This is a genomic window from Shewanella decolorationis (assembly GCF_004354305.1).
Lineage (GTDB): Bacteria > Pseudomonadota > Gammaproteobacteria > Enterobacterales > Shewanellaceae > Shewanella > Shewanella decolorationis.
The window spans coordinates 2,639,023-2,657,850 of the sequence record NZ_CP037898.1; the positions used below are offsets into that span (position 1 = coordinate 2,639,023).

18 protein-coding genes are annotated in these 18,828 nt (G+C 48.4%); 4 read left to right on the forward strand and 14 right to left on the reverse strand.

The window, feature by feature from the left end:
• Positions 1-2: 2 nt before the first annotated feature.
• The 13 genes from EYR25_RS12005 to recG form a co-directional block, all read right to left on the reverse strand.
• Complete coding sequence (locus tag EYR25_RS12005) at positions 3-800, reverse strand: outer membrane lipoprotein carrier protein LolA (RefSeq protein WP_133180327.1); 798 nt, start codon at positions 798-800, stop codon at positions 3-5.
• Positions 797-1,231 carry an acyl-CoA thioesterase gene (locus EYR25_RS12010; protein WP_039977573.1) on the reverse strand — a complete coding sequence of 145 codons (435 nt, stop codon included), beginning with the start codon at positions 1,229-1,231 and terminating at the stop codon, positions 797-799. The genes EYR25_RS12005 and EYR25_RS12010 overlap by 4 nt, the downstream gene beginning before the upstream one ends.
• On the reverse strand, positions 1,228-2,793 hold the full coding sequence (locus tag EYR25_RS12015; protein WP_133180330.1) for an HAL/PAL/TAL family ammonia-lyase: 1,566 nt from the start codon (positions 2,791-2,793) through the stop codon (positions 1,228-1,230). Before EYR25_RS12015 ends, EYR25_RS12010 begins: the two co-directional genes overlap by 4 nt.
• Complete coding sequence (locus EYR25_RS12020; RefSeq protein ID WP_165953570.1) at positions 2,790-4,598, reverse strand: glycosyltransferase family 2 protein; 1,809 nt, start codon at positions 4,596-4,598, stop codon at positions 2,790-2,792. Before EYR25_RS12020 ends, EYR25_RS12015 begins: the two co-directional genes overlap by 4 nt.
• Positions 4,599-4,618: 20 nt before the next feature.
• Positions 4,619-4,993, reverse strand: coding sequence for an ApeI family dehydratase (locus EYR25_RS12025; protein WP_133180332.1), 375 nt, complete (start codon positions 4,991-4,993; stop codon positions 4,619-4,621).
• A complete protein-coding gene (locus EYR25_RS12030) occupies positions 4,986-6,350 on the reverse strand; it encodes an AMP-binding protein (RefSeq protein ID WP_133180335.1) in 1,365 nt (454 codons plus the stop codon). The genes EYR25_RS12025 and EYR25_RS12030 overlap by 8 nt, the downstream gene beginning before the upstream one ends.
• Positions 6,347-6,895, reverse strand: coding sequence for a COG4648 family protein (locus tag EYR25_RS12035; protein WP_133180337.1), 549 nt, complete (start codon positions 6,893-6,895; stop codon positions 6,347-6,349). The genes EYR25_RS12030 and EYR25_RS12035 overlap by 4 nt, the downstream gene beginning before the upstream one ends.
• Positions 6,895-7,143, reverse strand: a complete 249-nt coding sequence (locus EYR25_RS12040) for an acyl carrier protein (protein ID WP_011621155.1) — start codon at positions 7,141-7,143, stop codon at positions 6,895-6,897. The genes EYR25_RS12035 and EYR25_RS12040 overlap by 1 nt, the downstream gene beginning before the upstream one ends.
• A gap of 9 nt (positions 7,144-7,152) precedes the next feature.
• The gene (locus EYR25_RS12045) at positions 7,153-7,407 is read right to left on the reverse strand and encodes a phosphopantetheine-binding protein (protein WP_023266096.1); all 255 of its coding nucleotides are present in this window, start codon (positions 7,405-7,407) and stop codon (positions 7,153-7,155) included.
• Positions 7,385-8,242 carry a lysophospholipid acyltransferase family protein gene (locus tag EYR25_RS12050; protein ID WP_133180340.1) on the reverse strand — a complete coding sequence of 286 codons (858 nt, stop codon included), beginning with the start codon at positions 8,240-8,242 and terminating at the stop codon, positions 7,385-7,387. The genes EYR25_RS12045 and EYR25_RS12050 overlap by 23 nt, the downstream gene beginning before the upstream one ends.
• On the reverse strand, positions 8,235-8,969 hold the full coding sequence (locus EYR25_RS12055) for a beta-ketoacyl synthase chain length factor (RefSeq protein WP_133180342.1): 735 nt from the start codon (positions 8,967-8,969) through the stop codon (positions 8,235-8,237). Before EYR25_RS12055 ends, EYR25_RS12050 begins: the two co-directional genes overlap by 8 nt.
• 370 nt (positions 8,970-9,339) lie before the next feature.
• Positions 9,340-10,236, reverse strand: coding sequence for a DUF3014 domain-containing protein (locus EYR25_RS12060; protein WP_133180344.1), 897 nt, complete (start codon positions 10,234-10,236; stop codon positions 9,340-9,342).
• 178 nt (positions 10,237-10,414) lie between these two features.
• Positions 10,415-12,490: an ATP-dependent DNA helicase RecG gene (gene recG / locus EYR25_RS12065; protein WP_133180346.1), complete on the reverse strand. Its 2,076-nt coding sequence runs from the start codon at positions 12,488-12,490 to the stop codon at positions 10,415-10,417.
• A 393-nt stretch (positions 12,491-12,883) separates the two neighbouring features.
• Between recG and EYR25_RS12070 the strand changes: the two genes are divergently transcribed.
• From EYR25_RS12070 to EYR25_RS12080, 3 genes are all read left to right on the forward strand, one after another.
• Positions 12,884-13,909: an ABC transporter substrate-binding protein gene (locus EYR25_RS12070; protein WP_425057225.1), complete on the forward strand. Its 1,026-nt coding sequence runs from the start codon at positions 12,884-12,886 to the stop codon at positions 13,907-13,909.
• A gap of 16 nt (positions 13,910-13,925) precedes the next feature.
• The gene (locus tag EYR25_RS12075; RefSeq protein WP_243729879.1) at positions 13,926-15,758 is read left to right on the forward strand and encodes a sensor domain-containing diguanylate cyclase; all 1,833 of its coding nucleotides are present in this window, start codon (positions 13,926-13,928) and stop codon (positions 15,756-15,758) included.
• A gap of 340 nt (positions 15,759-16,098) precedes the next feature.
• Positions 16,099-16,512 carry a YkgJ family cysteine cluster protein gene (locus EYR25_RS12080; protein WP_023266089.1) on the forward strand — a complete coding sequence of 138 codons (414 nt, stop codon included), beginning with the start codon at positions 16,099-16,101 and terminating at the stop codon, positions 16,510-16,512.
• Here EYR25_RS12080 and EYR25_RS12085 read toward each other — a convergent pair.
• On the reverse strand, positions 16,475-17,314 hold the full coding sequence (locus EYR25_RS12085; protein ID WP_133180351.1) for a substrate-binding periplasmic protein: 840 nt from the start codon (positions 17,312-17,314) through the stop codon (positions 16,475-16,477). The two genes, EYR25_RS12080 and EYR25_RS12085, sit on opposite strands and share 38 nt — an antisense overlap.
• Positions 17,315-17,483: 169 nt before the next feature.
• Between EYR25_RS12085 and paeA the strand changes: the two genes are divergently transcribed.
• On the forward strand, positions 17,484-18,800 hold the full coding sequence (gene paeA / locus EYR25_RS12090; RefSeq protein ID WP_023266087.1) for a polyamine export protein PaeA: 1,317 nt from the start codon (positions 17,484-17,486) through the stop codon (positions 18,798-18,800).
• Positions 18,801-18,828 lie beyond the last annotated feature (28 nt).

Here is an 18,828-nt window from a genome sequence, read left to right on the forward strand (position 1 = left end):
CCTTACTCTCTCGGACCAGCGTCTTTAGGCGTTGTCTGGCTGATGGCATATTGGGCTAACTCAGCCTCACTCAGTGGACCTTGGCGCAGCTCGCTAAAATCGATACGGGTGATATCCTGCGGACTCACACTCGGATTGGCGCTAAGTAGCACTAAGGCGTGTAGCGTATCGCTGCCTTCGAGCACCATATGGGCGATGGCCTTCTTCATCAGCGGATCTTTTGGGGTTAATCCCAACTGCCAGTTTGGCTTGCCTTGCGCTAAGGGTTCTTGGACGAAAAAGTGCAGTTCGAAGTTTGCACTTAAACCCGAAATATCGCCGCCCAGCATGGCATTCACTAGACTCGGTAATAAATCCCCCATGGCCGCCGCGCTTGCCGAAGCATCGGCTTGGCTGATTTGCACTCGCCCTTGGCTATCTTTTTGGATCAGTTGCTTATCCTTTAAAATCAGCAAAGATTCGAAGGGGCTTAGTTGTTGCCAGATCAGTCCTTGTGCCTTGTCGAACACAAACTGGCCTTGGCTCACTAGGGGCTTTTTCAGCACTTTAAGCTGGCGTGATTGCACAAAGTGGCCGCGAACCGTCTCGCCAAGATTGAGCTTTTGGCTGAGGGCGAGTAATGCGGCGTTATCTGCGCCTTGGGCGAATAGCGTTTGATACTGGCTTGCCCCAGCTAGGTTGGTATCGGCGAGGCTCTGCGCCTGTACCGAGCCAAACAGCAATGTGCAGCTTAATAGTAGGCTTTGGCAGAACCCTTGCGACCACTTAGCTCGTGGCCAATTTGTAAAGAGGGCAATCATTCGCTATCCGCCTTTGCAAGTAACGGAGCGATTTTGCTGCGGAATATCTCTGGCGTCACAAAGCACATTTCTTGGCTCGTCATATCCACTGCCGCCTGAATGGTATAGCCCTTAGTAATGCGCTCACCGGTTGCCGTATCACGGATTTGATAATTGATTTTTAGGCGATTTTCCCACTCGACCAACTCGGCGCGCACGGTAATGTGTTGCTCGAAGGTGCTGGCCTTAACGTATTTGATCTGCAAATCAATAATCGGCCAAGCGTAGTTCGAGGCCTGCATTTGACGATAGTTGTAGCCTAACTCGTCGAGTAATTTGCAGCGGGCAATCTCGAAATAACGCAGGTAATTACCATGCCAAGTGATCCCCATCGAATCCACATCGTGGAAGGGGATCTGCATGTCCATTTCTATGCTAAGCAAGGCTTTCATCGGCATACTTCCCATTCACCCGCTTGGATTTTCGCAACGGTTTGGCGCAGTACGGCTTCGAGCGGTCTGTCTTCGACCAATGGCTCAAAATCGGCGCGCACTTGGGCGAGCGTGGTCGCCAGCGATGGCGTCAGCGAGGCTTCGTCTAACTCGTTCTGTGTGATACGCAGACCAATGCCTTGGGTCATGGCGAGCAGCGCTGCTGCGGCGACTTGTTCTGTTAGCTGCAACACGCGCATACAGTCACGGGCGGCGATAGTACCCATGCTGACTTTATCTTGGTTATGACATTCGGTTGAGCGGGAGAAAACGCTCGCGGGCATAGTGTGTTTCAGTGCTTCCGCCGTCCAGGCCGATACGCCAATCTGCACCGCCTTAAAGCCATGGTTTATGGCGCGGCGTGGCCCAGTTGAACCCGAGAGATTAGCGGGTAAACCGTTGTTAAACTTAGGGTCCATCACTAATGCCATTTGGCGGTCGATAAGATCGGCGATATTGGCCACAGTGTTTTTTAAGGAGTCCATCGCAAAGGCAATGTGTCCACCGTAGAAATGGCCGCCGTGGAGAATATGCTCGCCTTCACCATCGACTATGGGGTTATCGTTGGCGCTGTTGACTTCGGTTTCGATAAATTGGCGCATAAAGGGCAGCGCATCCTGCAGCACGCCAATAATGTGCGGTGCGCAGCGGATGGAATATCTGTCCTGCAGACGATCTGAATTGCGGGGGTGAACATGGTGGTTCAAATCTTCCCTAATCCAAGCCGCGATTTGGTTTTGCCCCGGATGGGGTTTGGCGGCAAACAGAATATCGTCGAAATGGTTCGAGTTACCCTTGAGGGTTAAGGACGCCATGGCGGTAATGCGGCTGGCTAAACGCGCTAAATATTGTGCGCGATCAAAGGCTAAACAGGCTAATGCCGTCATCACCGCCGTGCCATTCATCAGGGCTAAACCTTCCTTGGGGCGCAGCACATGGGGCGTGATGTTCAGCTCGCGGTAAACCTCTTGGGTGGCTCTGCGCTCGCCGTTATAAATCACTTCGCGCTCGCCAACTAGCACTGCGGCCAAGTAAGACAATGGCGTTAAGTCACCGCTGGCACCGACCGAACCTTCCTCGGGGATCACCGGCACGATATTGAGATTAAGCAAGGTTTCGATGCGCTTTAATAACTCATAGGTTACGCCGGATTTACCGATGGCGAGGGAGTTTAAACGGCAAGCCATTACGGCGCGCGCCTGCATCATGCTCAAGACTTCGCCGAGGCCACAGCCATGGAAGCGGGATAAGTGCAGTGGCAGCTCGTGGACTAAATCGAGACTCACATTCACTGTGCAAGAGTCACCATAGCCTGTGGTGACACCGTAGACCACGCCTTCTTCGTGCAGCAAACTATCGATAAAGCGGGCGCCTTTTTGGATATATTCCTGATAATCGGCATCATCACAGAGTTTGACCTTGGCGCCCTTTGCCACGGCAACGACTTGCTCTAATGTGAGTAACTGACGGCCAAATTCGATTGGCGACTCAACGGTTGTCGTTTGAGTAACTGCGTGGCTCATAAATGCTCTGTCCTGTCTGTAGTGCGCTCCTGCTCCGGGAGTGCTGCTGTCGTTTTGTGGGCGGATGTCGGGCGGTTAACCTGGTTATCATCCCGCCAAAAATCAAAAAAGTTAAACCACTGCAAAGGCTCACGCCTTGCGTAGTGTTCGAGGCGTTCGCTGTAGCGAGAAACGGCCTGTTGTAGTCTTTCCATTCTGCCCGCTCGTGGGCCTTTAAGTGTCTCGGCGAAGTGTTCTAAATGCACTCGATAACGCCCTTGCTCACGCAGGCAAAACATCAGATACACTGGGCAATCCAAGAGTCCGGCCAGAATAAATGGCCCCTGCGGGAAGGCGGCCTCTTGGCCCATAAATGGCGCGTACACGACACGCCCTTGGGCGTGGGATGAGGTCCTATCGCCTGCAATTACCACTAGCTCACCGTCTTCAATCTTTTGCTGTAGCAGCATAGAGGTGGCGGGATTAAGCTCGGTCACTTGGATCAAATTCAGCGTGCTATCGGGGTTTAATTGCTTGAGTACATTATTAAAGTTTTCGGCATGGCTGGTTAACACCATGACATTCACTTTAACCTTACGCTGGTGGATTGAAATCGCGCGGCACAGTTCGAGGTTGCCCAAGTGAGAGACTAGCAGCACAGCACCTTTGCCGCTTTCTAGCTGTTCGGCCAGCACGTGGCGGTCGGGAAAATCCACTTGGCTTAATTGAATGCGATCGCACCAAGCATCGATTCTATCGAGCGCTGCATTACCAAAGGCGATAAAGTGGCTTAAGCTGTCGCGCCAACCAACGGGGCGGCTTAATTGCGGGTGTTGTGGTTCGAGGCGTTGTACCCGTCGCAAAAAATCTAACGAGGCTTCGCGGCTGACTTTGCCCGTCAAGAAGAAATAGCAAATCACCGGATACATAATGGCGCGGCATAGCCAATGGCCACCAAAGCGGTAGCTTTCGACTAACAGTTTTATGCCCCAATAACTGCCGCGCTCCTTCATGGCTGACCAATGGGTCGCAGTATGATCGGATGATATCGATTTCGCTGCTTGTTTACGGCGCAGCAGTTGTGGCAGGCGCTTTAACATGCCGAAAAATAATCGGGTGTGCAGCTTAGTGATACGCACATTGTCGGCCACACCCTGAAAGTGGCTGACGCCGTTTTCGGGATAAATGACCTTAGTGGGGTGAAACAGGATTTCCACCCCTTGCCAGTAGAGTTTGACCAGGATTTCGATATCAAAATCCATCCGCTCCGTGAGGGCTTGCTGGCTGAAGAGACGCTCGGTGGCGGCTAGGGGATACACCCTAAATCCGCACATAGAATCTTGAATATCAAAGCTTAAGGTTTCGACCCATACCCAAAAGTGGGTGAGATAACGGCCGTAGAGTCGCCCCTTGGGGACGGACTCGTCGTACTCGGGCTTGCCCGAGATCAGCGCATCCGGCTTGGCCTGCGCTTTGGCGAGCATGGCGGGGATATCACTCAAATTATGCTGGCCGTCGGCATCGACCTGTAGCGCATGGGTAAAGCCATCGCGATAGGCGCGGCGAAGCCCCGTCATTACAGCCGCACCCTTTCCACGGTTGTAGGGGTGTTGCAGTAGCGTCACCCAGTCGTGTTGCTCCGCCAAGGATTGCAGTAGATAGCGGGTCTCATCATTGCTGCCATCGTCAATCAAATAGCAGGGCAGATTGAGGGCGGCGAGTTCGGCCAAGGTCTGGGCGATCGCGGCGCTATGATTATAATTGGGGATCACCAATGCCAGCTTGATTGGCGCCGTGCCCATTAAATCACTCGGCGGGACTAGCATGGTGTCGCTCATACCGTCGCTCACAGGGACGCTCCATCATCTTTCTGGCTAGCAAAGCTGATACGCCCGGAGGCATAGCGGTGGTCGCCATCGCTGTAGGCAAAGGTTAACTTCTCTTTGGCGGCATTATGGCTAATGGTTAAGGTGACTTCCTGCCCAGGTAGAATAAGCTGTTGAAACTTTAGCACTTCTAAATTAGCGACCGCAGCGTTATACCCAAAATGCTCGCAACCTAAGCGCACTGCCCAATCGAGTTGGGTCACACCGGGGAGCACGGCTTGCTCGGGAAAATGGCCGTTAAAATATTCGAGATCGGCGGCGACCAGCAGGCGTAATTCAATGCTATCAGGGCCGATCTCTGATGCGAGTATCGGCGGTAAACTCGACTTAATCATGGTCAAATAACTCAACTAGCTGGGCGACGACGCGCTTGCCCTGAGTGTTTAACGGCAAGGTTTCGGGGTAACGCCAGCGGCGCGGTAAGGTTACTCGTTCAAACTGGGTCAGTAGATGCGCTTTTAAGGCATTGTTGATACTGAGTTTTCCCTGCTCTTGATGCACGCTGCGGCCCAATGGCGACAGGGTGATTACCGCCCCTAACTGGGATTTAAACTGGGGCAACACCACCAAGGCGGCCTGCTCGACATAGGCATGGCTACAGAGCAATGTCTCCATTTGCGCCAGTGAAAGACGTTTTTCTTCAATCTTAACGATGCGATCAAGTCGTCCCTTGAGCCTGAATTGGCCATTGGCCGTTGGCTCGATTTTATCTTCGCAACGTAACCATTGATCGTCGGCCAAATAGGGTGACTTTAGCAGCAGGGCGCCATCGTCAGCGTCTTGGTCTATGGTAATTTGTTCAAACACTTGCCAAGGTTCGTCGGCCTCGTGCTGGCGACGGTAGGCGATACCGCCGGTTTCGGTGCTGCCGAATATCTCGATAGGTAAATGGCCATAGCACTGGGCAACCCCTTGGGCGGCGGTGAAACTTAAGGGCCCGCCGGAGCTGAAGACTAAGCTGGGTGAGCGTAGTTGGCGTTCGTGTTCTAGCGCCTTAGGCAAGCGGGATAATTGCGCTGGGCTACTGATGAGGCACAGGTTTGGTAACAAGGCGGTGTAGTAGCTTAAGGTCTCAGGGTATTCGATCTGCTCGCTTAAAAAAGGGCGACTGGCGGCTAAGGGCCAGAGGATCTTAAACAACAAGCCATAGATATGCTGATGGGAAACGGTCGATACCACACTGCAGTGGGGCAAATGTTCGGCGAAGGTATGCTCGAGCACGGTCACTTCGGCATCGAGCTGCCTTAGGCTCTTGCGAATCGCCTTGGGCTCGCCACTGCTACCCGAGGTAAAGAGTACCAGTTCACCAAAGGTGTCGCTCTCTGGCCAAGGTTTGGTCGGCAGACTCAGCTCTTTATTTAGCAGGATAAAGGCGTGGCTCTCGCACAATGGCTTGTCGGACAATATGCCTTCAAACTGATGGGTCAACTCACTCAAGGTGCCGGTTTGGGTGTTGGGCGGCAGAATAATTTCCTTGCCAGCCAACAGTGCGGCACATAAACCCACAGCAAACAGATCGCTGGTATCACTCGCCAGTAACCATTTTTGCTCAGGCGCTTGGCGCAGCTGCTCGTAAAAATGGGCCACCTGATTGGTAAACAGGGCACCTGTGACTATGTCATGGTGATTAAAGCTGATCAGTTGTTGGGCGAATGGCCCTTGGGTTAACCAGTTTTTGAGTAGTTGTGTCATGTCTTCTTCAACCAAAAGCTGCGATATAACCATTCCCCACCGAGGAGCAGTCCCATGAGTACGTATGCAATCAAACCGTTATACAAGGTCCAAGTTGCTAAGCTGGTAAACGCGGCGGTATAAGCCGCCACTGTGCCGTTTAGGATAAACAAGCCACACCAAAGCAGGGTGACTTTTTTAAGATAACCTATGGCTTCATCCGGCAAATCGGGCTCTTTGAGCCGTGCGAACCGTTCAATCATGCTCGGGCCTTGGTATAGCGAGTAGCTAAACAGGGCTAACATGGTGAGGTTTATCACCACGGGGTAATACAAGAGCCAGTCGCTGCGTTTGGCGACAAAGCTGCCTGCGGTGAGCCCAATCCCCACAAGCAAAGGCAAAACTAAGGTTTTAACCTTTTGCTTTTGCAGCATTAAACGCACAACTAACAAGAGGCATAATATTAAGGCTATGGTGCCCGCTGGCAGATAATTCAGTCCTAAATACACGGCGACTGGATAAGCGATCAGCGCGAGTGCGGTTAGGACTTGTAGCAGGACACGCATTAGTCTTTCACTAGGCCTTCAATGGCGTTAACGACGTCGTTGACTGTGCGAACGGATTTAAATTCATCGGGTTGAATTTTTTTGCCTGTCAGTTGTTGCAGCTTAATCACCAGATCGACGGCATCAATGCTGTCCAGATCTAACTCTTGATAGAGATTCGCCTCTGGCGTAATCGCATCGGCATCGATTTCAAACTCATCCACCAAAATTGTGGTCAGCATAGCGAGGATTTGTTCACGGTTTTGCATCTTCCTCTCCTATGGGCGCTGTGATTCAATAAATTTAGCTAGGCTGGCGACACTGTAAAAATGTGCTTTAGTGCTATCCGAGTTGGCTTCGATTTTGACATCAAATTTTTTCTTGATGGCTAAACCCAGCTCGAGCGCGTCGATAGAATCGAGTCCGAGTCCTTCACCAAATAGCGGTGCATCGGTTTCTATATCATCAATACTGACATCTTCAAGGTCGAGGCAGTCGATAATTAACTGTTTAATTTCGTTGTGTAAAGTCATAATTGTTTTCGAGTTGTTGTTGATAATATTGTTCAAGGTCCCGAGTTAATTGTCGGGCCATTTTCGCATGCTCACCTAAAGAGGCTTGATAGGCTTGGTGAGAAATTGTGTTGCCGATTTCGACGGCCATTCCCATGGTTTGCCTTGGGATCTCATACCAAGGCTGCTCCTTTGTCAAACCACGCACATTAGTGCGTAATACCACGGGTAAAATATCGGCTTGAGTACGAATGGCAATATTGGCGGCGCCCCGGGCAAACTCATTGATTATTGAGCCAAATACTGTGCGCGTACCTTCTGGGAAAATAATTAAATTAGTGCCTCTTGCGAGCACTTCACGGCAATCTTCGAGCATCAACTCGGCGCCGCGATTGGGGATATAACCGGCGCAGGACACCACACCACGTAAAAACGGATTACGCCAAAGGCCTTGTTTGACGATACAACCTGCATTGGGCATCAAGCTGATTAACACCACCACATCGACCAGACTCGGGTGATTGGCAATGACTATTACGCCCTTAGCATTTCGGAGCAGCTCGGCATTATGGGTGCTAACTTTGATAACCCCTGCCCACGTAAGCATGGCGACAAAGCCCTTAAACATAAAATGCACGGCTTTTTGTACGCGGATAATCCTAGCCTCGGGTGTACCCGGCCAAAAACGCAGTAACGGCAATATGGTTAACGAACTTAATAGTCCACCTAAACCAAAGGCAATGTAGCAACTGACGCCGCCGAGCCAACGGGGGATATAGTGAATTCCCGCGCGGCGTTTTTCAGGCAGCGTATAGGCGGCATTACATTCGGCATTATGTGGGACTGGGTTAGGCATGCACTAGGTTCCAGTGCCAGTGTGACAAGCAGCCGGCAATATCCTGTGAGGTTGCCAGCGCATGGAGCAACATGCCATAGGATAGCGGCGTGGCCTGCTGTTGCTGTTCGGGTGTCAGTTGGCTCAGTGTGAGAGTAACAGTTGCAGCATCATCGGCAGGGGCAAGGGTAAACCCCAGGGCTAAGGGCAGCTCAAACTCTTGAGTAAATTCATCATAGACCGGCGGGACGGGATCATCGCCAAACACCAATAACAGTGGCTCAGGCGATTGGTGCAGTTGGGCAAAAGCTTCCACCATGGCTTGGGAAAGGGTTTCAGTGCCCGCGGCAATAGAGGTCGAAGGGGCGGTGTTATTGGTTAAAATGCCAAAAATACCACTGCCAGTGTTATGCACCGACTGACTAAAACCTAAGGGAGAAAGCGGTTGTTTTTCAATAATATCTTCGAGCAGGCCAATGGTGCGGTGCAGCTCGCCGTGGCGAGAAGCAAATACCGAGCGACAGTTAGGTGCGGCCTGACACTGGAAGCTAACATCCAGCATCATCTTGGTTAAACGACTAAAACGTCTGCGCTGCATAGCGGGTACTTGGGGAAGTGCAGGGGAAATTCCCTCGAAGTCATCTTTGCTTGTGTCAGCCGAGTGCTTGCACCAGATTTGCCAGTCATCACGCTGTGGAAATTTGGGTGCCCATGCGCCCCAAGAGAGGATGCTGAATGTGAGTTGCACTACTTTGCCTCGACACGATTTAAAGCTGTCTTAGTTATCCCTAACTAAGCGAAAATACTAATGAATTGATTAGCTTATCGCTGTTCGCTCGTTGGATTTACGAACACAATTCCCCCAGTTATTGAATGGCACATTCTACACTAAGTCCTTAGTTTTTATGAAGCCATTTGCATTCTGGTGGTTAATAAAATGCAACCAAATTTGAATTTATCACCTATCGACAACATTTGTCTCAGCTGTTGTGTCTGGGCTGGCTGATAATAAAGTGTTTGACTGAATCTGAGTTGAACAAGCCTCCAAGTATTATTTGGGATGGGTCAGGGATGTAAAAAAGGCGCTCAAGGCGCCTTTTAAATACCCGTTTGGTTTATTACTGCGCGAGTTGGTTTTCCAATTTACGCAGCGCTGCTTTCACTTTACGGGTGTTTTCAGGACCCATGCGGACAAGTAATTTTTGCGCGCTTGGTAAGGCTTCTAAATTAGGATCCACAAAGCGGTAGTTTACGCTGATTGAACTCAGCTCAATGGGTTCTTCGATGATAGGAGCGGCGAGCATGATCTTAATGGCTTGCAGCATTCTGTCATTGAACTTGGCGTTACTATAACCAAGTTCGGCAAAGGCCTCGTCAAACAGAGGTGTAAGCTGTTTGTAGGTGTGCATTAAGGCTTGCTCATCCATGTTAGCAATCACGGTCGCGTAGGCATCGTATCTGTGGTAACTCTCTGGATTTAAATACACTTTATTAGTGATTTCAGACACAGTAAATAGCTTTTCGGGGCCTTTTACTGGGCTGACCTTACGGGTTAATTCACCTTGGGCTAGGTTGTCCACAAACACCACAAACTGACGGGCTAGATCTTGGTTCACTAAGGATGAACCAATCACATTGTTATTAATCATTGCCAGCGCTTTTTGATGCACAAAGGCATCGCTCTCAGGCAGACTCGGGACGGTTTCAACTGGCGTTTCAGGTTCCGTTGGCGTAATGGCGGTTTCGGTTTCAGTCGTAGTAGCCGCTGGGATTTCATTTTCCACTGGCGCGGTTTCGGGCTCAGTACCGGTTTCGAGCGTCATAGGTTCAGATGAAGGCGGCTCAGGTAGCACTATCGGCGCATTGGGGATGAGCTTGGGTGAGTCATCTTTGGTGTAGTAATAATAACCTCCGGCAGAGAGCAGGACGACGAGCACAATCGCAATTAAAGCAAAGCGATTACTGCTTGAGGAGGTTTCTTGAGGTGTAATTCTATCATCTTGATTAACTTGCATTTTACATCCTTCGCTTAAGTGTCAAGGTAACGGGGTGAATACATGCAGCTAACATTTAAAGTGCAAGTGCCAACGAGTTGTCGGTGGCAGCTTCATTGTGCAAGTTTCCACGCGCTTGTCCATAGCGGTGAGCTGAACAGGCTTAATTTATTTTACCTTGAAGGGGTTAGCTTAAGGTTTAGGCCTGAACGTATTGCTGCCTGTGTCCAAGCCAACGATGAATAATGGCATCGACCGACTCTGGCGCCTGTGACATCACATGGCTCGCCAGTTTTTGGATATGTGGGATAAGCGCCTGATCCCGAACAAGGTCGGCGATTTTCAGCTCGGCCAGTCCCGTTTGTTTTGTACCCAGTACTTCGCCCGGCCCACGGATCTCTAAGTCTTTCTGTGCGATCACAAAACCATCATTACTTTGCCTGAGCACATTTAACCGTTGGCTTGCGGTTTGGCTCAATGGCGCCTTGTAGAGTAACACACAATGGCTCGCCACGGCACCGCGCCCTACACGGCCCCGCAGCTGGTGCAACTGTGCAAGGCCCAGTCGTTCGGGGTTTTCGATAATCATCAAGCTGGAGTTGGGGACATCAACGCCGACTTCAATCACTGTGGTTGCCACCAAGAGATGAATGGTTCCTGCCTTGAAGTCGGCCATAATTTTTTGTTTTTCAGCGCTTTTCATCCGGCCGTGGACTAAACCTATCGTCAGCTCCGGCAGCGCTTGGCGCAATTCTTCGGCGGTATCTTCCGCGGCTTGGCACTCGAGAACTTCGGATTCTTCAATCAGAGTACAGACCCAATAGGCTTGGCGCTTATCCGTGACCACACTGTTGCGGACGCGTTCCAGCACTTCATTGCGGCGCGAATCGGGGATGGCAACTGTGGTAACGGGCGTGCGACCGGGGGGCAACTCATCAATAATCGAGGTATCCAAATCGGCGTAGGCCGTCATGGCTAAGGTTCGCGGGATTGGGGTTGCTGTCATAATCAACTGGTGAGGATGAAAACCTTGGTTGATGCCTTTTTCCCTGAGTCCCATCCGTTGATGAACCCCAAACCTGTGCTGTTCATCGATAATGATTAAAGCCAACTTATTGAAGGTCACCTGCTGTTGGAAGATGGCATGGGTGCCTATTACCATTTGTGCCGCGCCAGATTCAATATCGGCTAAGGATTGCGCCCGTGCCTTGCCTTTAAGCTTACCCGCCAGCCAACCGACTTTTAACCCGAGGGGTTCAAACCAGGCGGCAAAGTTAGCCGCATGCTGCTCGGCGAGTAATTCGGTGGGCGCCATCATGGCGACTTGATAACCATTTTCTATGGCTTGCAATGCGGCGAGGGCGGCGACCAAGGTTTTACCCGAGCCGACATCACCTTGAACTAAGCGCATCATGGGGTGCGCCTGCGCTAAATCTTTACCTATCTCGGCGACAACTCGTTGCTGCGCACCCGTGGGCTTAAAGGGTAATGAGGCGATAAAGGGATTCAATAGCTGGCCGCTGGCGTGCATGGTGACGGCAGCGTCGAGATTACTGCGTTGCCTGAGGCGGAGCATGCTGAGGTTATGGGCGAGCAGTTCTTCCTGCACCAGTCGTTGCTGCGCCGGATGCTGGCCGAGCTCTAAGTCAAATTGCGATATCCCCGCGTGGGGGCGATGCAGGGTTTGCAGTGCTTGTTTCAAGCTCATGCTGTTGGGCTGCAAATGGGCGGGTAATAACTCGGTCAAACCGCCGTCTTCTAATAATTCGAGTGCTTGCTCGGTGAGCTTAATCCAACTCGCCTGTTTGAGCCCTTCTGTCGTCGGATAAATCGGCGTAAGGGTATCGCTTAAATGAATATCTTCACCGGGATAGACAATTTTGTACTCGGGATGGACGATTTCTGCTTGATGATTACCACGACGAATTTCGCCATAGGCGCGGATAATCATACCATTTTGCATCGCGTTACGTTGCGCCATTGAAAAGTTAAAAAAGCGCAGGCTCATGCTGCCAGTATTATCCCGCACATTGCAAACCAGCATGCGTTTGCGGCCTTGAATGATTTGCGTCGACTGAATTTCGGCTTCAATAGTGCCGTAATTGCCGGGCATCAGCGCGGCAATGGAATAGATTTGCGTGCGGTCTTCATAGCGCAGGGGTAAGTGAAACAGCAGATCTTGTACTGTTGTAATGCCGAGCTTGGCGAGTTTTTCCGCGACTCTTTTGGCGACGCCTTTGAGGTCGGTGATCGGAACAAGATCCAATTGCTGCAAGTTGTTAGCACTCAATCACTGTGAATTTATACATATACTAACAGAGAATAAGCGTAAGGCAATCTTAGGCAAGACTATCACTTTGTGGTTATGTTTTAGCGTATTGAATTTAGGAATGAGTAAGGAGCAAATAAAAAAATGGACTTCCAAAATTTTAGTTATCTTATTCATATTAAAATGAATATTCTGTAATTTATGGCTTTAAAATGAGGCAAAAATAAATATTCTTTATTATAAAGTACACTTTTTGTTATTTTGTGGTTTAATCGAACTGTTGGTTACCATTGGGAAATTATGGTAATTGTGAGGTAGCAAAGTTGTAAATTGACAATAATAAAGTGACCTCTGTGACGGAACACAATGGGGGGAAACATAGCCGAGGAGTATTCGCCTTTGCGTCTTTGGTGCTTAAGTTTTTTATTGATAGGCCTGTTATGTTCCGTAGCTCCTGCGTGGGCTAAAATGAATGTGGTTTTTTTCAACCCTGGGTCTGAAGTTGATAGTTTTTGGGGCGATGTGGACAAATTAATGGAATTTGCTGCGTCTAAGCTCGATATCTCTTTAGATATTATTCACTCAGATCGTAATCATTTTAAAATGATTACTCAGTTAGACTCTTTATTAAAATCAAATACTTCTTTCCCAACACATATTATTTTGGTGAATGAGAAGCAATCCGCGATTAAAATGTTGCAGATGCTGTATAAGCATCCTGTATATGTGCAATTGATTTTAAATGATATTTCATTATCAGAACGTGAATCCTTATTAAAAGATCCGCATTGGAAAACCTATTTATTACCTGCAATTATTCCTGATAATTATGCGATTGGTGCTGAGACTGCTAAGACCTTACTCGGTCGTTTAGAAACTAAAAAAGCTAAGGTTTTATTAATTTCGGGCGATAAGTCAACTCCCGCATCGGTGCAGCGTACTCAAGGCGCTAATGATTACTTTTTTATGCAGCCTAATGTAACTGTCACTCAAACTGTATATGGGCAGTGGAGTGAGGATATTGCATATGGACAGACATTAACGCTACTGACTCGCTACCCTGATTTAAATTTGATTTGGACTGCGAGTGATAACATGGCTGTAGGTGTTGTAAAGGCCTTACGGGAAAAAGGGCTCGAAGCGGGACGAGATGTACTTGTGAGTTCCGTTAATACCTCCCCAGAGATACTTAAGCTTTGCCAAGAAGGTAGCATCACTGCATTGGGGGGCGGTCATTTTTTGGCTGGGGCATTAGCATTGGTGCAACTGCAATATTATCAAAATAGTCACGGTGATTTTCCCTATCAAAATATCAAACTGTTTAGTGTACTGAACCCTGATTCCGCTTTTTATCAGATGTTAGTCGCGAGGGATTGGTCTGGGATTTTTAAGAGTCAGATTTTAGAGAAGTTACCAAAACAATAATAAAGAACAGGTATTCATGAAGCACCGAAATCATTCAATTAGCCACAGAATGACGCTGACGATTATCGGCGTAAGTTCGTTTTTTGCCGTGTTGACTATGCTTGTGCAGTTAATATGGAACTATCAGGAGAGCATAGATAAGACGACTGCGGATATCCGTGAGTATTCAGAATCTATCTTGCCTAGTATTGCTAAGTCGCTCTGGGACGTGGACCACGGACTCTTATCTGATTTGCTTTCTGGCCTAGGTATGATGCCTATGGTGGCGAGTGTGAATCTCGAAAGCACCGACGGGGTGGCAATGCAGCTGGGGCCGTCGATTCACAGTAATGAGCGTCGACAAACGCTATTTACGTATCCAATTATGTACCAAGAGCAGCAAATAGGCGTGCTGACTGTCGGGCTTGACACTGACAAGCTTTACTACGAGCTATGGCAGCAACTCATTTTTATCGTGTTAGGTAATGGCTTAAAAACTCTGCTGATGATTTACCTGATCCTGACCTTGGTGCGCCTCTTGGTCACTAATCGTTTATCAGCGCTGGAGCGATTTGCTAATCAGATCAATTTAAATGCCTTACCTAAGCTAACCGTTCCCGACAGTGTGGTGAAAAGCCCTGACGAGATTGGCCATGTAGCGCACTCTCTACAGGCCATGTATCAGCGTATACGCAATGATTTAGCCATCAACAAGCGCCAACAACGGGCATTGCAACAACAGCAGAGCCAATTGTCGCGTTTAGTCGATGAGCGAACTCGAGAGCTCAACTGGCAATCACAAGCGAGTCAACTTTTAGCTGAAATATCATTAGCTTTTTTAAAGGTCGACATACTGAAAATAGACGAAACGCTTGCTAATGCCTGCCAGAAAATTGGTCAGCAGTTTGATGTTGAAAGAGTCAGTATCGTCGAATTCCAACAGCGACAAGTTAAATACCGCAGCATATGGTCTTGCGAGCCTATTAGAGATGAAATCCATAGCGTTTCAGAGGACAATGTTGCCTTACTCACGCAAAAGTTTGAGCAAGAGTCGACACTAATCATTGAAGATGTTGATGCTTTGAGGCTTTTGTCACCTGTTGAATATGAGTTGATTCGAGGTATTGGCATTTGTTCAATTGCAGCATTTGCGATTAAAAATGCTGATGAAATCGTTGGTTTATTGTCACTCTCAATGACTTCACGGCCACTCAATTGGACGCCGCAAAAGAAGGTTATGTTGACTCAGTTTGCGATCGCATTAAATGAATTAATGTTGCGTGAAGAAAAAGAGCGACAGATGCTGAATTTGCAGCAAGCCCTAGTATCAGTAAATTCGCAATTGTTAGTGATGGCCGAAACAGATGAATTAACTGGACTGAGTAATAGACGCCCATTTACCCAAACCCTTGAAACGTTACTACAGCACGACAACGCTATCGGCTTACTGATGTTGGATATCGACTACTTCAAGAGCTACAACGATACCTATGGCCATATCGAAGGGGATGTTGTACTTCGACGAGTGGCTCAAAACTTAAAACAATGTGAGATACTGCCAGCCAATGCACTTATTGCGCGTATTGGTGGTGAGGAGTTTGCCATTATCGTGGAACAAGTCACTTCTATCCAATTAGAAGCGATGGCGAACCAGCTTTGTTATCAGGTTGCCGAATTGAATATTCCGCATATGGGCTCGCCTAAGGGTAAAATTACCTTGAGCATAGGAGGGGTTTATGTGGCAAAGGATGCATTCAATGGTATGACGATATCTGGCCTGCTACGCCGTGCTGATATTTGTCTTTACCGTGCGAAGGAGCGTGGGCGAAATACCGTGGTGATTGAAAGCTCTAAACAAGCGGCTAAGTAACCTGAGCTCGGGATAAGTAGAGCCGCTGAATAGGCATCTTTTCGGGCCTCTCTGCGTTGCTTTGTCTCACCATAGCTCGCTATGGCATACGACAGAGCGCCTTGATATGCACAAAAATCTGCGCATTCAGTCAGAAAAAAGATTCTTCTTTTCAAAAAATCTTTATAGCATTGATTTGGTTTATTAAATTTAGATTTCTCCGACACTCGTTATCCCGAGTTCAGGTTAAGTACTGAGTTAGCCTATACTTGGTGAGTTTTGGTCGATCATCTACAACGATTTATTTCTATTTTTGGCCTGTTATAATGCCGCCCTCAAGTGTTTATCTGTGGGTTATAGCGTGTCAAAACGGGGCAAAAATACGGCGAGTGCGGTATCGATTTTTAATATTGATGATTTGTCCACTTGGCAAAAATACCGCAAAGGCCTGTGTGATACCTGCCATGCTACCTGCTGTACGCTCCCCGTCGAGGTTACTGTTAGTGACCTAGTTCGTATGAGCTTAGTGGATGAGTTTGAAGCCGAGGGTGATCTCAAAGCCATCGCCAAACGTCTGCAAAAAGCGCGCATTATCGATAACTTCAATCATAAAACGGCGATATTTACCCTCGCCAGGATGGCCAATGATGACTGTTTATATTTAGACAGCAAAACCCGTCGTTGCACTATTTACCATCAACGCCCCGAGACTTGCCGCAATCATCCACAAATTGGTCCTAAGGCGAATCACTGCCCTTATCGCCCCCGTGAGTAAGTTGTTGAAGGTGGTGTTGGTAGAGATCTTCAAGTTGGTGGTTAGCCTGCATCTCTTGTACTTTTCTATTAAACTCTTTAGCAATCATGTCTTTATAGTTTGAGTGTCTCGATATCAACATATGGAACGGCTCTTTGCCCGAATTGGGTGATACCTGAGATGCGAGCGTCTTAGGGAGTTCTCCCGCCTGGGCTAATGCGAGTGTTCCCGCTAAAATTTCCTTGCGTGCTAAAAAGAATTTGCATCTGCGTTTAAGCAACATTTCTGGCAAATGCTGTAGGCTACGAATTTCGCTAATAGGGGTTTCTTTACGCCAACCAAAGTTTTGATAGTTGAATCCATTAATACCGCAAACAGTCCCTAAATCTGCTAACTGATTAATATCATCGATGCGAAATGGAGTCTCGAATTCAGCTTTTAAATAAAAATAACTGGGAGTGAGGTAATAATAGGCAATAGATGGGATATAATCTGTCGCCCTTTGTCGATTGAGCGATGCGCTCATCGCGGCATCTATGCTGCCATTCTGGACGTCTTTTAAGCAACGAATCCAGGGCAACGCCAGCACTTCGTACGCAATTCCAATAGGTTTAAAGGTGCGTTCTAGCAGGTCAATATCATAGCCGCTAAGCGTGGAAGTCTTAACGCCATTCTGCCGAAGAAAGTAATTAAATGGTGGATATTCAGTCTCTTCGACACAAAAGCGTAACTTAAATGAGGAAAGCTCTTCAGCGCCGTGGGCGATAGGCGAGAGCAGAATCACGCATACGAAGACAATTAGCGGATATAATAAACGCATCATACTTTTTTAAACTAAATGGCAATTTTTAAAAGTGTAGCAAAGGGTTATTGGCAGCACTGGCTCTTTAGCTATGCATTTCTGCCCTGTATCAGGGCAACATTCGACTAACACGTGAAAATCACTGCGCGGGTTGGTGCAAGTAAGTTAAGTGTGAAACAAAAGGTGTTACATGAGTCTCTTTGATAACGTGATGATAATATTGGGCTTAATTGCCGCAAGTTGTTTCTTTTCTATGTCAGAAATCTCCTTGGCTGCATCACGCAAAATCCGTTTACGTCAGTTGGCTGAGGAAGGCGATAGTCGTGCTGAAAAAGTGCTGCAACTTCAAGCACAACCCGGTAGTTTTTTTACTGTGGTGCAGATAGGCCTGAATGCCGTTGCCATCATGGGCGGTATTGTAGGTGAATCGGCATTTCGTCCTTACTTCTATCAGTTTTTAAGTGCGTGGATGAGCGATCCTTGGTTAGGTCAAGTGAGCTTTTTCCTGTCCTTCTTTGTGGTGACCAGTGCTTTTATCTTGGTGGCCGATTTAATGCCAAAGCGAATTGCGATGGCGATGCCTGAGTCTGTCGCCTTGGTTGTCGTTGGCCCTATGAGTTTCTGTATCGCAGTACTTCGCCCGTTAGTTTGGTTTTTCAATGGTATGGCAAGCGGTATCTTCAAGTTGCTGCAAATCCCGACCGTGCGTAACGATGAAATTACCCCAGACGATATTTATGCTGTCATGAACGCGGGGGCAGAAGCTGGGGTGCTCGACAAGGGCGAGCAGCAAATGATTGAAAATGTGTTTGAAATGCAAACCGTTTCAGTAACGTCCGCCATGACGGCCCGCGAGAGCTTAGTGTATTTCTTGCTGCAAGACAGCGAGGAGGATATCAAGCGTAAGATTGCTGAAGATCCCCATACTAAGTTTTTAGTCTGCGACGGCCAATTGGATATGGTCAAAGGGTTTGTGGATGCCAAAGAGCTGCTGATCCGTGTGATTAACGGTGAAAAAATTACCTTAAAAGACAACAGTCTTGTGCACACCTCGCTGATTATCCCTGACACCTTAAGTTTGTCTGAGGCGATGGAATACTTCAAAAATAGCCGCGCCGATTTCGCGGTGGTGATGAATGAATACGCCCTCGTTGTCGGGATTGTCACCACTAACGATCTGCAACGTGCTGTGATGGGCGCTTGGTCGTTGCATGAGAGCGAAGAGCAAATTATTGCCCGTGATGGCAACTCTTGGTTAGTAGATGGGGTGACGCCGATTACCGACGTGATGCGTGCCTTCGATATTGAAGAGTTCCCCCATAGCCAAAACTACGAAACCATTGCCGGTTTTATGATGTACATGCTGCGCAAGATCCCCAAGCGTACCGACTTTGTTAACTATGCCGGTTATAAGTTTGAAGTGGTTGATATCGACGCCTACAAGGTTGACCAGCTGTTAGTGACGCGTATTGAAGCCAACGATAAATTACAGTCGCCAGATACCTAATCTTATCAACACCATAAAAAACGGGACT

Bases quoted from the DNA above. Each gene is read 5' to 3' on its own strand.
- EYR25_RS12005 (WP_133180327.1), bottom strand. From the start codon at position 800: ATGATTGCCCTCTTTACAAATTGGCCACGAGCTAAGTGGTCGCAAGGG.
- EYR25_RS12010 (WP_039977573.1), bottom strand. From the start codon at position 1,231: ATGAAAGCCTTGCTTAGCATAGAAATGGACATGCAGATCCCCTTCCAC.
- EYR25_RS12015 (WP_133180330.1), bottom strand. From the start codon at position 2,793: ATGAGCCACGCAGTTACTCAAACGACAACCGTTGAGTCGCCAATCGAA.
- EYR25_RS12020 (WP_165953570.1), bottom strand. From the start codon at position 4,598: ATGCTAGTCCCGCCGAGTGATTTAATGGGCACGGCGCCAATCAAGCTG.
- EYR25_RS12025 (WP_133180332.1), bottom strand. From the start codon at position 4,993: ATGATTAAGTCGAGTTTACCGCCGATACTCGCATCAGAGATCGGCCCT.
- EYR25_RS12030 (WP_133180335.1), bottom strand. From the start codon at position 6,350: ATGACACAACTACTCAAAAACTGGTTAACCCAAGGGCCATTCGCCCAA.
- EYR25_RS12035 (WP_133180337.1), bottom strand. From the start codon at position 6,895: ATGCGTGTCCTGCTACAAGTCCTAACCGCACTCGCGCTGATCGCTTAT.
- EYR25_RS12040 (WP_011621155.1), bottom strand. From the start codon at position 7,143: ATGCAAAACCGTGAACAAATCCTCGCTATGCTGACCACAATTTTGGTG.
- EYR25_RS12045 (WP_023266096.1), bottom strand. From the start codon at position 7,407: ATGACTTTACACAACGAAATTAAACAGTTAATTATCGACTGCCTCGAC.
- EYR25_RS12050 (WP_133180340.1), bottom strand. From the start codon at position 8,242: ATGCCTAACCCAGTCCCACATAATGCCGAATGTAATGCCGCCTATACG.
- EYR25_RS12060 (WP_133180344.1), bottom strand. From the start codon at position 10,236: ATGCAAGTTAATCAAGATGATAGAATTACACCTCAAGAAACCTCCTCA.
- EYR25_RS12075 (WP_243729879.1), top strand. From the start codon at position 13,926: ATGAAGCACCGAAATCATTCAATTAGCCACAGAATGACGCTGACGATT.
- EYR25_RS12085 (WP_133180351.1), bottom strand. From the start codon at position 17,314: ATGATGCGTTTATTATATCCGCTAATTGTCTTCGTATGCGTGATTCTG.
- paeA (WP_023266087.1), top strand. From the start codon at position 17,484: ATGAGTCTCTTTGATAACGTGATGATAATATTGGGCTTAATTGCCGCA.